The 15670-nt window shown below is 64.7% G+C and carries 12 protein-coding genes; 3 read left to right on the top strand and 9 right to left on the bottom strand.

Going from position 1 to position 15670, the window contains the following annotated elements:
- Positions 1-29 precede the first annotated feature (29 nt).
- Positions 30-635, top strand: a complete 606-nt coding sequence (locus tag B3E94_RS22485) for a toluene tolerance protein (RefSeq protein WP_286915268.1) — start codon at positions 30-32, stop codon at positions 633-635.
- Positions 636-637: 2 nt separating this feature from the next.
- On the opposite strand, the gene B3E94_RS22480 is transcribed toward B3E94_RS22485, so the two are convergent.
- The 9 genes from B3E94_RS22480 to putP all read right to left on the bottom strand — a co-directional run bounded on the left by B3E94_RS22480 (position 638) and on the right by putP (position 11467).
- On the bottom strand, positions 638-1729 hold the full coding sequence (locus tag B3E94_RS22480; RefSeq protein WP_286915267.1) for a glycosyltransferase: 1092 nt from the start codon (positions 1727-1729) through the stop codon (positions 638-640).
- A gap of 45 nt (positions 1730-1774) precedes the next feature.
- A complete protein-coding gene (locus B3E94_RS22475; RefSeq protein ID WP_286915266.1) occupies positions 1775-2548 on the bottom strand; it encodes a glycosyltransferase family 2 protein in 774 nt (257 codons plus the stop codon).
- A gap of 67 nt (positions 2549-2615) precedes the next feature.
- Positions 2616-3572, bottom strand: a complete 957-nt coding sequence (locus B3E94_RS22470) for a glycosyltransferase (RefSeq protein ID WP_286915265.1) — start codon at positions 3570-3572, stop codon at positions 2616-2618.
- A gap of 47 nt (positions 3573-3619) precedes the next feature.
- Positions 3620-5023: a PIG-L deacetylase family protein gene (locus B3E94_RS22465; RefSeq protein WP_286915264.1), complete on the bottom strand. Its 1404-nt coding sequence runs from the start codon at positions 5021-5023 to the stop codon at positions 3620-3622.
- Positions 5020-5916, bottom strand: a complete 897-nt coding sequence (locus tag B3E94_RS22460) for an antimicrobial resistance protein Mig-14 (RefSeq protein WP_176516156.1) — start codon at positions 5914-5916, stop codon at positions 5020-5022. The genes B3E94_RS22465 and B3E94_RS22460 overlap by 4 nt, the downstream gene beginning before the upstream one ends.
- Entirely contained in the window at positions 5916-7046 is a 1131-nt protein-coding gene (locus B3E94_RS22455) for a glycosyltransferase (protein WP_176516158.1), read from the bottom strand. Before B3E94_RS22455 ends, B3E94_RS22460 begins: the two co-directional genes overlap by 1 nt.
- Positions 7030-8787: a carbamoyltransferase family protein gene (locus tag B3E94_RS22450; RefSeq protein WP_176516160.1), complete on the bottom strand. Its 1758-nt coding sequence runs from the start codon at positions 8785-8787 to the stop codon at positions 7030-7032. The genes B3E94_RS22455 and B3E94_RS22450 overlap by 17 nt, the downstream gene beginning before the upstream one ends.
- A 181-nt stretch (positions 8788-8968) precedes the next feature.
- Positions 8969-9805 (bottom strand): 23S rRNA (adenine(2030)-N(6))-methyltransferase RlmJ, encoded by an 837-nt coding sequence (locus B3E94_RS22445; RefSeq protein WP_016395292.1) that lies wholly within the window; start codon positions 9803-9805, stop codon positions 8969-8971.
- A 183-nt stretch (positions 9806-9988) separates the two neighbouring features.
- A complete protein-coding gene (gene putP / locus B3E94_RS22440) occupies positions 9989-11467 on the bottom strand; it encodes a sodium/proline symporter PutP (RefSeq protein ID WP_176518139.1) in 1479 nt (492 codons plus the stop codon).
- A gap of 74 nt (positions 11468-11541) precedes the next feature.
- On the opposite strand from putP, the gene B3E94_RS22435 reads away from it, so the two are divergent.
- Together B3E94_RS22435 and putA are read left to right on the top strand one after the other, a co-directional pair.
- Entirely contained in the window at positions 11542-11793 is a 252-nt protein-coding gene (locus B3E94_RS22435; protein ID WP_286915263.1) for a hypothetical protein, read from the top strand.
- Between the two features lie 33 nt (positions 11794-11826).
- Positions 11827-15670 (top strand): trifunctional transcriptional regulator/proline dehydrogenase/L-glutamate gamma-semialdehyde dehydrogenase (putA, locus tag B3E94_RS22430; protein ID WP_286915262.1); only part of this gene is annotated, 3844 nt, incomplete at its 3' end.

Below are 15670 nucleotides of genomic sequence, written 5' to 3'. Positions count from 1 at the left end.
TTTGTTCGCCAGACGACAAGGCTCAATTCATGCAATGCTCCCGGCTCAACCAGGTCGACTTCGATCAGCTGACACTTGGCGCCCAGGTGATAGAGGCAGACAGCCATGGCGCCAAAGTCTACCTGCTCGAGGATGGTAATTTCCTCAAGGTTTTTCGTCGCAAGCGTCTGATTTCATCTGCACTGCTGCGCCCTTACTCACAGCGCTTCATCGACAATGCCGAACGCCTTGCGCAACTGGGCATTCCCACCCTGCAGGTGATCAGCTATCACAAGCTCGACCTGCCAGGGCGCACGGCGGTGCTGTACCGCCCGCTGCCGGGGCGCACGCTGTTGCAGATGTCGCGCGATGCCGACTTCAGCTGGGCCACCTACCTGCCGCGCCTGATCGAACTGATTCGCCAGCTGCACCGCAGCGGGGTGTATTTCCGCTCGCTGCACCTGGGCAATGTGGTGGTCACGCCTGATGATCGCCTTGGCCTGATCGACGTGGCAGACATGCGTTTCCTGCGCCCGCCGCTGTCGGCACGGATGGTTCGGCGCAATGTGCAGCACATGGTGCGCTACATCGAACGGGAGAAGCTCGGTGACCGCTTCCCGCTCGCCGACTTCGAGGCGGCCCTGCTGGCGCGCTGACCTCAGCCGCGCAGCAGGCTCGCCGAGCCATGCTGGAAGGCCCGCCAGGCCGCCTCCGGCGCCAGCGCCTGGTGCTGTCTGGCGGCCAGGGCCGCCGCGCCACACGCATTGCAGTGCGCGATGGCATCGGCCCAGGCATCGAGATCGCCAACCGGCAGGTAGCGCCCCGCGCCTTCGAGCTGCTCGTGAAATACCGGCAAGTCACTGCAGACTACCGGTACATCGGCCATCACTGCCTCTTGCACCACCAAACCCAGCCCTTCGGCACGGGACGGCACCAAAAGCCAGTCGAGCGCGTTGTAGAGCTGGCGCAGGTCATCGCGGTAGCCGCACAGGTGCACCCGCTCGCGCAAGCCCAACGCCTCGACCCGCGCCTGCAGCGCCCCACGCAACGGGCCGTCGCCGATAATCGCCAGGTGCAAGTGCGGTTGCAGGGCCGCGCCTTTGGCAAATGCCTCGATCAACATATCGAAACCTTTGCTCTCCACCAGCCGGCCCACGGCGCCAATCACCTGCTCGCTACCTGAGGGCAAGGCCAGCGCCTGCCGCGCCTGCTCCCGGTTCATCAAGGCGTGACGGAAGGTTTCTGGCTCCAGAGCCATGCGCAAGGTCTGCACTGGCCGGCCGAGGTCTCGCTCCAGCGATTGCGCGAGGGTATGCGAAACCGCCGCGATGCTCAGGCGCTCGGCAGGCAATGCACTGAGCAGGCGAATGTCGCTGGCCTGCAAGCGGGTGCGCCCATGGAACAGCACTTTCGCCCGCACGCCAGGAAACTTCTGCAGCAATGGCAGCGCCAGGCGTGCAACGCCAATGCCATCGAGCAACAGTACGTCGGCCTGGGCTTCGGTCAGCCCCTTGCGCAGGCGCATGCGCAGCCACGGGCGCAGCAGGCGCCACAGATGCCGGCCTTTCAGCGCCCGCTGAGGCATATGCCATTCACGCGTGGAGCCCAGCCCACAACACAGGCCACTGCCCAGCAGCAGCCAGTTGCTGATACGGGCATCGGCTCCGGCATTGGACAACACCTGCCGGTGCACCTGGTGGATGGACATGTAGGGCGAACCGCCTGCCCACATCATGTTGACGATGTTCATGGGGTTAGTGCCCCTCTCCCGTTCAAGCCAGGTGGGACAGCGATGTCAGTGAACAAAAAAAGATATTCCCATGCCTACCAAGGCACCCATAACCAGCGTCAATGCCAGCTTTATCCGATCCCTCTGGCGCCGTTTGGCCTTGCGCTGAACCTCTTCGGGCAAGGTTACGTGGCTGCCAAACCCCGTGTGCAAGACTGCATCACCCTCCAGCGATACAGCTGTCAGATTTAACTCAGCATAGCGGCGGGAAAGCGCCTTCTCCCCAGAATAGGCGGCAAATGGCGCACAGCGCTGATAATCGCTCAGGCGACGCAAGCCTGGGTTGAGCGAAAACGCCTGCCACTCGGCCTTATCCGACAACAGAGGGTAGCAAGGCACGCCGGCGATCACCTGGCGATCACCCAGGCGAATGTAAGGGCTGTGGATAGCCAGGTCATGGGCATAGCTGCGCAACCAGACCTGCAGCAGGTCGGGGCGCTCGCCCAGTACCGTGCGGGAATCTTCCACGAAACCCTGGCGATAGAACTGCCAGTCATCCTCACAGTGGAAGATGTAAGGCGTCTTGACCCGGCTGTAGGCCAGGTCGATGGACGGCAACTGCCCAAGCTTTGGGCGGTTGACGAACACCGTGCAATACGGTTTCCAGTGCTCGGGCACAGCGCCGTGCACGGCATCGTCCCCCGAGTCTTCGGTAATCAATACTTCACGTATAGGCGCGGTGTTATAGCGATCGAAACTCTCAAGGGTGTCCTTGAGCAGGTCGAATCGGCCGCAGCTGGTCACGACAAGCGTGACATCACTTTCTTCAGAAAAGCGCACCGGACTCCCTCCGCATTGCGACAATCGACTTCCCGTTCCCGGTCCGTGAGCACGAAAGTTCTTTTAGTTAAATTCCCAACTTCAAGCGCAACCGCTGCCATGCGGACAGGGGTGGGTGCGGCCTCAGTGCCGGGCGCATGTGGTCGACGATGCTACGGCCAACTTCGGCAAAACTGAAACGGGAAACTGCCAAATGGCGCCCGTTTTCTGCAATCTGCCGGGCCAACGCAGGGTCGGCGCGCAACGTTTTCAGCTTCGCCTGCAGGGTCGGAATGCTGTCGTAGAACACCACGTTGTGCATGTCCTGCAGGCCCAGGGCGCGGTTTTCTTCCTCGCCCTGGTCGAATGCCAGCAGCACGCAACCGCAGGCCATGGCTTCGAAATTCTTGATCATGTACTCGCCCATGCCGACATCGGCACTGACGAAAAAGCGGATGCGGTTGAGGGTGTTGCAGTAGTCCTCGCCCGACTTGGTGCGGGTCACCACCAGGTTTTCCACCCGCCCCAGCTCGTCCAGCAGCGCCTTGCGCCCGCTGTAGGCGACGCTGTTGGTGCTGCCGACGAAGGCCAGTTCGATGTCACGCTCGCGGCCCTGGTCGTTGAGCAGCTGCTCATCGTAGCCCTTGGGCACGAAGACCGCATCGAACCCTTCCTGGCGCAGCCGCTCGCTGACCATGTAGCCGGAGCTGATGACCCGCGCCCACGGCAACTTGCGGTAATGGGCGCTGAACTTGCCGGTGTACTTGCAAGGGATGTAGTTCTGGTAGGCATCGTGTTCGAGGATGACCAGGTTGGGCACCGTGCGGATGAATGCGACCTGGCGGATTTCCTGCTTGAAGCGCAGGAAGAAGACGATGCGGTCATAACGTTCGACCTGCACTTCACGCTTGAAGTAGCGGCGCAGGTTGCGCTGGTCTTCGCTGGTCAGCCAGCGCAAGTCGCACTCGCAGTTGGCCGCGACGCCGTCGTACAGGCGATCGAGGATGGCCCGCTGTTCCTTCTGCACCAGAAATAGGACTTTCATTGCTTTCCTTTGGCGCTCTGCGCCTTCGCGGTCAACCATCGGCGTTGTTACAGCTCGCGGCGCCAGAACAGTTCATGGCGGCGCACGGCCTTGCGGAAGAATTCGTTCTCGCCGTAGGGCGAAGGCCGCCGCCCAGCCAGCCAGCGCTGCAGCAACCGGCGCAGGCGACGCTTGAACGGCGCCCGGGGCTGCAGGTCGTGCATCATGCCCAGGGCCATGGCCTTGTCGCGCTGGGTCGGCAGGTCCAGCACCAAGGTGCACGGCGCCCAGGCCTGCTCGGCGCTCATTTGCGGCGGCAGGGCCACGCCATCGCCGCTGTCACCCATCGGCCAGCGGTCGTTGTCATGCAGGTGGTTGGCGTAGCACAGCAGCGTCTGCGGCTGCCACGCCAGGCCCTGCAGGGCCTCCAGCACAGCGGCCTGGGCACAGATATGGTCGGGGTGGGGGTCGAGCTGCGGGTGTGGCATGACCAGCACCTCGGGCTTGGCCATCTCCAGCAGCGCACGCAGGTCGGCCAGCAGGTTGTGCCAAGTTGGCGCGCCATCGCTGTCACCCGGCAACGGGAACGGGTTGAACTGGCGGAACGGGCGAATATCGGCCATGTCCGCTTCGCGGGAGGGGGCCGGGGTATCCGGCGCGGCCTGCATGGCAGGCAGCTGCAGGCAGAAGTAGCCCAGCTGCAGGCAATGCGATTCCGGCACCCCGGCCCAGCGCGGCACGGCAATGCTGTCCCAGGCGCGCAGGCGGCCTTTGAGGCGGGCGGCCTCGGCCTTGGCCAAGCCCATCTGCTGATAATGCTGGGCCTCGATCTCGCCAGCGGTCAGGGTCACCACCCAGGTTTCGTCTGCCTGGCTGTACAAGCCGTAGGCCGCCAGTTCCGCATCATCGGCGTGCGGCGCAATCACCATCACCCGGCGCCGTTGCAGCTCGACACTGGGCGTTACCCACAGGCGCGGCTCGCCCAGCACGCGGCAATGACGCCCACGCACGCGCAGCGTACCCGCCTGCAGCGGTGTGGCCAGCCCGGTCAGGTTGAGAAAGCGCACCCCATCCACGCCCCGCTCGAACGCCTGGCTGTCGCTGCCCGAATCGGCCAGCAGCTCGACGCGCGGGTCGAGAAAACGCCCCAGCCAGCCGCTTTTTACCCGCACTTCGAGAATCAGCGTTTCATCGCCTTGCAGCACCGTGTCGGCCTTGAGCAGCCCGCCACGCCAGGTGACGGCGCCTTCACGGGTGTGCTCGCCAAAGCGGTAGGCATAGTCTTCGTTCGGTGCATAGAACAGGTGATCGGCGAACCAGGCCTCGTGCGCGGCCCACAGCAATGGCAGCAGCAACAGCGGCAGCCACCACCAGGCGAACACGCCCAGGCACACCAGCGCGACCAGGCCAGCAAGCAGGCCCAGGCGCTTGTTGCGCCGGTGGCGCTTGAGCAACTGCTGCTTGCGACTCACGCCTGGTACACCGGCACGGGGTTGCACCAGCGGTCCTTGTACTCGCGGTCGGCACGACCGAACGAGAACCGCAGCGGCTTGTTGCGCGCCCGGGCATCTTCCCAGGCAGCCTGGGTGTTGAGGAAACTCAGCACGCTGCCGGGGCTGAACGCCTTGGTTTCAGGGTCGACGCCGCCGTTGACGTATTCGACGCTGACCCATTCCGGCGCCTCGACCCGATACACCAGCTGAATGGCGATGGGCTTGTCGTCGAGCATCAGCACCGAGCCGATCAGCAGCTCGCGCAAGCGCTCGATCACCTCGGCCATGCGCTCGGCGCCAGTGGCCGGGAAATTCCAGCGGCGCTGGAACAGGTCCAGGTACATGGCGGCGATCTCGCTGGCACTGAACTCGCTGATCGGGCGCACCACGCCACCCGCCTCTTCCAGCAGGCGCAACTCGCGGCGCTGGTTGTAGCGGAATTTCTTCGACAGGTCTTCAGGCGCCCTGGCCATGGCCAGTTGCTCCTTCTGCGCCTTGAGGCCAGTGAAGCGCCCCTGGCTCAGTTCGGACAGATAGCGCCCGGCATGGCGCAAAGGCGCCGCAGCATCGGCGGCGGCCGGCAGCAGGATCTCGGCATTGCCCAGGTCGAACAGGCCCTTCTTGCCCGCGCGCTTGAGCACCTCCTTGGACAGCGCCAGGTGACGCCCCCAGGCAGGAATGGCCGCCTTCAGCTCGCCTGCCTGGTGCCAGCCCAGGTAACGCACGGGAATCTGCGCCAGCTCAGCGAGCTGTTCGATCACCAGCGGATGGGTTGCCACACTGCCGCCGAAGCGCGCCCAGGCCTGGGCATAGGTGGCGGCATCGATGACCTGCCAGCCGCGCTCGCGAAACGCTTGAATATGATTGAGCATCACGCCTTCGCCACCAACGCACGTACCTGCGGCAATTGCCAGAAGGCCTCGCGCACCGCCTGGTCGGAAAACCGCTGCTGCAGGCGTTGCAGCATGTGCATGGCACACGCCTCGCGCTGCTGCGCATCGAGCTGAGCCATGTGCTGCAGGCCCTGGGCCAATTGCCCTGCGTCGCCGAGCGGGAACAGCATGCCCACGCCCTCGACCACCTCGCGTGCGCCACCGCAGGCCGTGGCCAGCACCGGCACGCCGGCGACCATGGCTTCGAGCAGGACCATGCCGAACGGCTCATGGTCGGAGCTTAGGGCGAACACGTCGAATGCCTGGAAATAGCGGCGCGCATCGGGCACCTGGCCAAGGAAGTCGACCTGCCCGGCGATACCCAGCTCTGCAGCTTGCGCCTTGAGCTTGTCTTCCAGGCGGCCTTTGCCAAGGATGGCCAGGCGTGCGCCAGCCGGCAGCATCGGCAGCGCCTGGGCAAAGCCACGCAGCAAGGTGGCCTGGTCCTTGTCCGGGTGCAGGCGCCCGACGTTACCCACCACCCACGCCTGCGCATCCAGCCCGAGCGCCTCGCGCGCTTCGGCGCGAGGTACCAGGGCCGCTTCCAGGGCCTGGATGTCGATGCGGTTGTACAGGGTCTGGATGCGCTCGGCAGGCCACTGCGCCAAGCAGCGGCGCATGTCGTCACGCACCGCGTCGGACACGCCGAGCAGGCTCAAACGTTTGCTGAACAGGTTGGCGAACAGCCGCCGCCCCTTGCGCTGATAGTCGCCGAAGGCATGGTGCACGCCAATCACCGGCAGGCCAGTCGCCAGCAACGTTATATAGATCGGCTTGAAGCGGTGGGCGATGCAGAAGCTGAAATCGCGCTCGGCAGCAATGCGCCGCAAGGCGCGGATGGCGCCGAGCTTCAGGCCGCGCACGGCCTTGGAGCTGAATTCCAGGAACAGCACCTCGTCCGATGCGCAACCGGCCGCGACCTGCGGGTCGCGGGCGCCGGTGAGAAAGACCGTGGTGACCTTGTAGCCGCTGCCCTGGAACAGGCTGGCGTACTGACGGGCGCAGTCGAGGAACGGCCCGTCATAGCCATGGCAGAACTGCAGCACACGCGGTTCAGAGCGGCTGGTCATACGCGGCCGCGCCGTCCTTGACGACCAGGATGTCTTCCATGATCAGGTACTGCAGGTCCGAACCGAAGAACATGTTCAGGGCATCGGTCGGCGAGCAGATCATCGGCTCGCCGCGGCGGTTCAGCGAAGTGTTCAGCGACACGCCGTTGCCGGTCAGGTCTTCCAGCGCCTTCATCATGTCGTAGTAGCGCGGGTTGTACTCGCGCTTGAGCACCTGGGCCCGCGACGTGCCGTCCTCGTGCACCACTTCCGGTACGCGGGTCTTCCACTCTTCAGCCACTTCGAAGGTGAAGGTCATGAACGGCGCCGGGTGGTCGACCTTGATCATCTGCGGCGCGACGGTGTCGAGCATCGACGGGCAGAAGGGTCTCCAGCGCTCGCGGAACTTGATCTGGTGGTTGATGCGGTCGGCCACGCCTTCGACGCTCGGGCAGCCGATGATCGAACGACCACCCAGCGCACGCGGGCCGAACTCCATGCGGCCCTGGAACCAGGCCACCGGGTTGCCGTCGACCATGATCTTGGCGATCTGCTGCGGCATGTTGTCGAGCTTGCGCCATTTCGGCTGGTTCGGGTGACGGGCGCAGGCGGCGATCACGTCCTCGTTGGAGTACGACGGGCCGAGGTAGACGTGTTCCATCTTCTCGACCGGCACGCCACGGGCGTGGGACACATAGGCAGCGGCACCCACAGCGGTACCGGCGTCGCCGGAAGCCGGCTGGACGAACAGCTCCTTCACGTCGGGACGGGCGATGATCTTCTGGTTGAGCTTGACGTTCAGCGCGCAGCCGCCGGCGAAGGCCAGCTTGCCGGTTTCACGCAGGGTGTCGCCCAGGTAGTGGTCGATCATCTGCAGCGCCAGCTTCTCGAACAGCGCCTGCATGCTGGCCGCATAGTGGATGTACGGCTCGTCGGCGATGTCGCCTTCGCGCTTGGGCCCCAGCCATTCGATCAGCTTGGGCGAGAAGTAGAAGCCCTTGCCCTTCTCTTTATAGCGGCGCAGGCCGATCACGTTGGCGTATTCGGTGTTGATCACCAGTTCGCCGTTCTCGAAGCTGGCCAGGCGCGAGAAGTCATATTTGCTGGCATCGCCATACGGCGCCATGCCCATGACCTTGAACTCGCCATCGAGCATCTCGAAGCCGAGGAATTCGGTGATCGCGCCATACAGGCCGCCCAGCGAATCCGGGTCGAAGAATTCCTTGATCTTGTGGATCTTGCCGTTTTCGCCGTAGCCGAAGAAGGTCGTGGCGTACTCGCCCTTGCCGTCGATGCCGAGGATCGCGGTCTTTTCCTTGAAGCCCGAGCAGTGGTAGGCGCTGGAGGCGTGGGCCAGGTGGTGCTCGACCGGCTCGATCTTGACCTTTTTCGGGTCGAAGCCCAGCTGCTCCAGGCACCAGACGATCTTCTTGCGGTAGCGCTTGTAGCGGCGGTTGCCCATCAGGATGGCGTCGAGGGCGCGGTCCGGGGCGTACCAGTAACGCTTGGCATAGTGCCAGCGGGCCTTGCCGAACAGGCTGATCGGCGCGAACGGGATGGCGACCACGTCGACATCGGACGGCTTGATGCCCGCCTGCTCCAGGCAGAACTTCGCCGACTCGTAGGGCATGCGGTTCTTCGCATGCTTGTCACGCACGAAGCGCTCTTCTTCGGCGGCGGCAATCAGCTTGCCGTCGATGTACAGGGCCGCGGAAGGGTCATGGCTAAGGGCGCCGGACAGGCCAAGAATCGTCAATGCCAAGGGTTTAGCCTCTTCATTCGGTAGAGATGCGCCAGCGGCCTCGTGGGCGGGTGGCGGCTAAAGGGCGAGATTATAACGCAAACAATTCCAACTGGCCCCATCGCCGGCAAGCCGGCTCCCACGGGTTCGCATTACCTGTGGGAGCCGGCTTGCCGGCGATAGGGCCAGTTCGTGAAATGGCTTATTCGGCGATCAGCCAGTCCATCCGGTAGCTGCCCGCCGTCTGCGCCAATTCCTTGGCCAGCCACGGCAGCAGCTCCTTGAGCTCGTCTTCCAGGCCCCATGGCGGGTTGGCGATGGCCAGGCCCGAGCCATTCAGGCCCTGCGGGCTGTCCTGGTGATGCACATAGAGCTCGACCCGCAGCAGCTTGGGCGCGCCCGTGCTGGTCAGGTCCTGGTAGAAGCGGGTCAGCGAGCGCTGGTCCTTGATCGGGTACCAGATCGCCGCGACCGTCTGGCGCATGCGACCGATCGCCTCTTTCATCGAGGTGGTGCAGCGCTTGAGCTCATCGGCCTGCTCGAAAGGCGGGTCGATCAGCATGATCGCGCGCTTCTCCGGCACCGGCAGCAGCGCCCGCGGCACGTGCCAGCCCTCGCCCAAGTGGACCACCACGCGGGGGTCCTTCTTCATGTTTTCCTTGAGCAGCGGGCCGTCTTCGGGGTGCTTCTCGTTGAGCAGCGCACGGTCCTGCTGGCGCATCAGGCGGCGCGCCAGCTCCGGCGAACCCGGGTAGTAGCGCAGCTCACCATCGGCATTCAGGCGCTTGATGATGCGCAGGTAGTCGGCGGCCATCGCCGGCAGGTCATCACGGTTCCACAGGCGCGCGACACCTTCGAGGTATTCACCGGTACGGGTCGCCTGGTCGCCCTGCAGGTCATACAGACCGAGGCCGGCGTGGGTGTCGATATAGGCGAACGGCTGCTCCTTGCGCGACATCAGGGCGATGAGGCGGGTCAGCACGATGTGCTTGAGGACGTCGGCGTGGTTGCCGGCGTGGAAGGCGTGACGATAGTTCATGGAAACTCCTGCGGGGGCGGCAAGTTTACCTCGCCTTGCGCACGGAGTCAGGCCTGGCTGTCGATCGGCGCCGCCGCCATCGCCGGCAAGCCGGCTCCCACACGTTGAGCGCTAGCCTCAAGAGCAGCGCCATACCTGTAGGAGCCGGCTTGCCGGCGATGGCGTCAGGCCAATCACCACGCGTTACTTGTCGGCGTGATAGGCCGCATCAGCCGTTTCAAAGCGCGCAACCATGCCCTTGGACGGGCTGCCCAGCTTGCTCACCAGCACGATGGCGATGCTGGCGAACAGGAAGCCCGGGATAATTTCGTACAGCCCAAGGGTGTCGAACTTCTTCCACAGGATGACGGTCAGCGCACCCACCACGATGCCAGCCAGCGCACCGTTACGGGTCATGCCCTTCCACAGCACCGAAATCAGCACCACCGGGCCGAAGGCGGCACCAAAGCCGGCCCAGGCGTAGGCCACCAGGCCCAGCACGCGGTTTTCCGGGTTGGCGGCCATGGCGATGGCGATCAGCGCCACGGCCAGCACCATCAGGCGGCCGACCCACACCAGCTCGCGCTGGGAGGCATTCTTGCGCAGGAACGACTTGTAGAAGTCTTCGGTCAGGGCGCTGGAGCACACCAGCAGCTGGCAGCTCAAGGTGCTCATCACCGCCGCCAGGATGGCCGACAGCAACACACCGGCGATCCATGGGTTGAACAGGATCTTCGCCAGCTCGATGAACACGCGCTCATGGTTCTCGGTGACCGGGCCCGCCAGCTCAGGGTGCGCGGAGAAGTAGGCGATGCCGAAGAAGCCCACGGCGCAGGTGCCGCCCAGGCACAGGATCATCCAGGTCATGGAGATGCGGCGGGCGTTGGCGATCGACTTGACCGAATCGGCGGCCATGAAGCGCGCCAGGATGTGCGGCTGGCCGAAGTAGCCCAGGCCCCAGCCCATCAGCGAGATGATGCCGATGAAGGTCGCGCCCTTGAACATGTCGAAGTTGGCAGGGTTCTGCGCCTCGATGGCGAGGAAGGTGGTATCGATGCCGCCGGTGGAGATCAGCACGATGATCGGCGTCAGGATCAGCGCGAAGATCATCAGCGAGGCCTGCACGGTATCGGTCCAGCTCACCGCCAGGAAACCGCCGACGAAGGTGTAGGCGATGGTCGCCGCGGCACCCGCCCACAGCGCGGTCTCGTAAGGCATGCCGAAGGTGCTCTCGAACAGACGGGCACCGGCGACGATGCCGGAGGCGCAGTAGATGGTGAAGAACACCAGGATGACGATGGCCGAGATGATCCGCAGCAGGCCGCTGGCATCTTCGAAGCGGCTGGAGAAGTAGTCCGGCAGGGTCAGCGCATCGCCGTTGTGCTCGGTCTGCACGCGCAGGCGGCCGGCGACGAACAGCCAGTTGAGGTAGGCACCGACCGTCAGGCCGATGGCGATCCAGGCTTCGGACAGGCCGGAGAAGTAGATGGCGCCCGGCAGGCCCATCAGCAGCCAACCACTCATGTCGGAGGCGCCTGCGGAAAGCGCGGTGACCACGCTGCCCAGGCTGCGTCCGCCCAGGATGTAGTCGGAAAGGTTATTGGTGGAGCGATAGGCGGCGAAGCCGATCAGCACCATTGCCGCGATGTAGACCACGAAAGTGATCGTTAGTGGATTGCCCATGCGTGTGCCCTGGCGTTTGTTTTTATCTCATGCGCACCCGTAAGCGAGACGGTTGCACCCAGGCCGCGAATCCTATGCAACAACGCAAAGTAGGTGCAACCATTTTTCATTTGCAAGTTGCACCCAGCCGTGCATTTTCAGCTCAAGTGGCTTTTTTGCTCCCTTTTGGTGCGATAAGCGGGTTTTTCAGCAGAAAAACCGCGGCAAAAGTCAGTTTTTCACCTGCCGAAAAAGGCAGCAGACGAGTTGCACCTTTTACACAAAAAATTCGGGTTGCACCTGGTTGCACCCGAATTGTCCTACAGATACTCTTGACGCCAGCTTAGGCCACGACCGATGGCCAATAATGAGGATAAGAAATGGCGACGACCACCCTTGGGGTCAAACTTGACGACCCGACCCGCGAGCGACTCAAGGCCGCTGCGCAGTCCATCGACCGCACGCCGCACTGGTTGATCAAGCAAGCGATCTTCAATTACCTGGAGAAGCTCGAGGGTGGTGCCACCCTGACCGAACTCAACGGTCATGCCAGCAACGCCGCCGACGATGCCGGCGAAGTCCAGGCCGAACACAGCCATCAGTGCTTCCTGGAATTTGCCGAAAGCATCCTTCCGCAATCGGTGCTGCGCTCGGCCATTACTGCCGCCTACCGCCGCCCCGAGCAGGAAGTGGTGCCGATGCTGCTGGAGCAGGCGCGCCTGAGCGCACCGCTGGCAGAGGCCACCAACAAGATGGCGGCGGGCCTTGCCGAAAAACTGCGTAACCAGAAGAGCGCCGGTGGCCGTGCAGGCATCGTTCAGGGCCTGCTGCAGGAATTTTCGCTGTCGTCCCAGGAGGGCGTGGCCCTGATGTGCCTGGCCGAAGCCCTGCTGCGCATCCCCGACAAAGGCACCCGTGACGCGCTGATCCGCGACAAGATCAGCACCGGCAACTGGCAGCCGCACCTGGGCAACAGCCCGTCGCTGTTCGTCAACGCCGCTACCTGGGGCCTGCTGCTGACCGGCAAGCTGGTTTCCACCCACAACGAATCCGGCCTCACCTCCTCGCTCACCCGCATCATCGGCAAGAGCGGCGAGCCGATGATCCGCAAGGGCGTCGACATGGCCATGCGCCTGATGGGCGAGCAGTTCGTCACCGGCGAAACCATCGCCGAAGCCCTGGCCAATGCCAGCCGCTTCGAAGCCAAGGGCTTCCGCTATTCCTACGACATGCTCGGCGAAGCCGCACTGACCGAGCACGACGCCCAGAAGTACCTGGCCTCCTACGAGCAGGCGATCCACTCGATCGGCAAGGCCTCCCATGGCCGCGGCATCTATGAAGGCCCGGGCATCTCGATCAAGCTGTCGGCGCTGCACCCGCGCTACAGCCGCGCCCAGTACGAGCGCGTGATGGAAGAGCTGTACCCACGCCTGCTGTCGCTGACCCTGCTGGCCAAGCAGTACGACATCGGCCTGAACATCGACGCCGAAGAAGCCGACCGCCTGGAGCTGTCCCTCGACCTGCTCGAGCGCCTGTGCTTCGAGCCTTCGCTGGCCGGCTGGAACGGTATCGGCTTCGTCATCCAGGCCTACCAGAAGCGCTGCCCGTATGTGATCGACTACGTCATCGACCTGGCCAAGCGCAGCCGCCACCGCCTGATGATCCGCCTGGTGAAAGGCGCCTACTGGGACAGCGAGATCAAGCGCGCCCAGGTCGATGGCCTGGAAGGCTACCCGGTGTATACCCGCAAGGTGTACACCGACGTTTCCTACGTTGCCTGTGCACGCAAACTGCTGGCAGTACCAGAATCCATCTACCCGCAGTTCGCCACCCACAACGCCCACACCCTGTCGGCCATCTACCACATCGCCGGCCAGAACTATTACCCAGGCCAGTACGAATTCCAGTGCCTGCACGGCATGGGCGAGCCGCTGTACGAACAAGTGGTGGGCAAGGTTTCCGAAGGCAAGCTGAACCGCCCGTGCCGCGTGTACGCACCGGTCGGCACCCACGAAACCCTGCTGGCCTACCTGGTTCGTCGGCTGCTGGAAAACGGCGCCAACACCTCGTTCGTCAACCGCATCGCCGACCACTCGATCTCCATCCAGGAACTGGTCGCCGACCCGGTCGCCAGTATCGAGCGCATGGGCACCCAGGAAGGCAGCATCGGCCTGCCGCACCCGCGCATCCCGCTGCCACGCGACCTGTACGGCAGCGAGCGGGCCAACTCGGCCGGTATCGACATGGCCAACGAACACCGCCTGGCGTCGCTGTCCTGCGCCATGCTGGCCACCGCCAACAACGCCTGGAAAGCCGCCCCGCTGCTGGCCTGCGCCGCCAGTGAAGCCGCTGCCGTGCCAGTGCTGAACCCGGCTGACCAGCGTGATGTGGTGGGCCACGTGCAGGAAGCCACGGTCGCCGACGTCGACAACGCCATCCAGTGCGCGCTGAATGCCGCACCGATCTGGCAGGCCACCCCGCCGGCCGAGCGCGCCGCGATTCTCGAGCGCACCGCCGACCTGATGGAAGCCGAGATCCAGCCGCTGATGGGCCTGCTCATCCGCGAGGCCGGCAAGACCTTCGCCAACGCCATCGCCGAAGTGCGCGAAGCGGTGGACTTCCTGCGCTACTACGCCGTGCAGGCCCGCCACGACTTCAGCAACGACGCCCACCGCCCGCTGGGCCCGGTGGTGTGCATCAGCCCGTGGAACTTCCCGCTGGCAATCTTCACCGGCCAGGTGGCCGCGGCCCTGGCCGCCGGCAACCCGGTACTGGCCAAGCCGGCCGAACAAACCCCGCTGATCGCTGCCCAGGCCGTGCGCCTGCTGCTCGAAGCCGGCATCCCGCAAGGCGTGCTGCAACTGCTGCCAGGGCGCGGCGAAACCGTCGGTGCTGGCCTGGTCGGCGACGAACGGGTCAAGGGCGTGATGTTCACCGGCTCCACCGAAGTGGCGCGCCTGCTGCAGCGCAATGTCGCCGGGCGCCTGGACAACCAGGGCCGGCCGATCCCGCTGATCGCCGAAACCGGCGGGCAGAACGCGATGATCGTCGACTCCTCGGCGCTGACCGAGCAGGTGGTGATCGACGTGGTGTCCTCGGCCTTCGACAGTGCCGGCCAGCGTTGCTCGGCCCTGCGCGTACTGTGCCTGCAGGAAGACTCCGCCGACCGCGTGATCGAAATGCTCAAGGGCGCCATGGCCGAAAGCCGCCTGGGCAACCCGGACCGCCTGGCCGTGGACATCGGCCCGGTGATCGACGCCGAGGCCAAGGCCGGCATCGAGAAGCACATCCAGGGCATGCGCGAGAAAGGCCGCGCGATCTACCAGGTGGCCATCGCCGATGCGGCCGAGGTCAAGCGCGGCACCTTCGTCATGCCGACCCTGATCGAGCTGGAAAGCTTCGACGAGCTCAAGCGCGAGATCTTCGGCCCGGTGCTGCACGTGGTGCGCTACAACCGCCGCAACCTCGACCAGCTGATCGAGCAGATCAACGACTCCGGCTACGGCCTGACCCTCGGCGTGCACACCCGCATCGACGAGACCATCGCCAAGGTGGTGGAGCACGCCAACGCCGGCAACATGTACGTCAACCGCAACATCGTTGGCGCCGTGGTGGGCGTGCAGCCGTTTGGCGGTGAAGGCCTGTCCGGCACCGGCCCGAAAGCAGGCGGCCCGCTGTACCTGTACCGCCTGCTGTCGACCCGCCCGGCCGACGCGATTGGCCGCCACTTCCAGCAGCAGGACGGCGACGGCAAGCCGGACCGCACCCTGCACGAGCAACTGATCAAGCCGCTGCACAGCCTCAAGGCCTGGGCCCAGGGCAACCAGCAAGCCGACCTGGCCGCGCTGTGCGAGCAGTTCGCCAGCCAGTCGCAAAGCGGCATCGCCCGCCTGCTGCCAGGCCCGACCGGCGAGCGCAACAGCTACACCATCCTGCCGCGCGAGCATGTGCTGTGCCTGGCCGACAACGAGGCTGACCTGCTCGCGCAGTTCGCCGCGGTGCTGGCAGTCGGCAGCTCGGCGGTGTGGGTGGATGGCGAACCAGGCAAAGCCCTGCGCGGCCGCCTGCCGAAGGAGCTGCAGGCCAAGGTCAAGCTGGTGGCGGACTGGAACAAGGATGAAGTGGCGTTCGATGCCGTGATCCACCATGGCGACTCCGACCAGCTGCGCGGCGTTTGCCAGCAGGTGGCCAAGCGTGCCGGCGCGATCGTTGGCGTGCACGGGC

The sequence above is a fragment of the Pseudomonas sp. UBA6315 genome (assembly GCF_002438125.1).
GTDB lineage: Bacteria > Pseudomonadota > Gammaproteobacteria > Pseudomonadales > Pseudomonadaceae > Aquipseudomonas > Aquipseudomonas faucium.
Note: the sequence above shows the minus strand (reverse complement) of the source record. Positions and strands in the feature narration are given on the sequence as shown.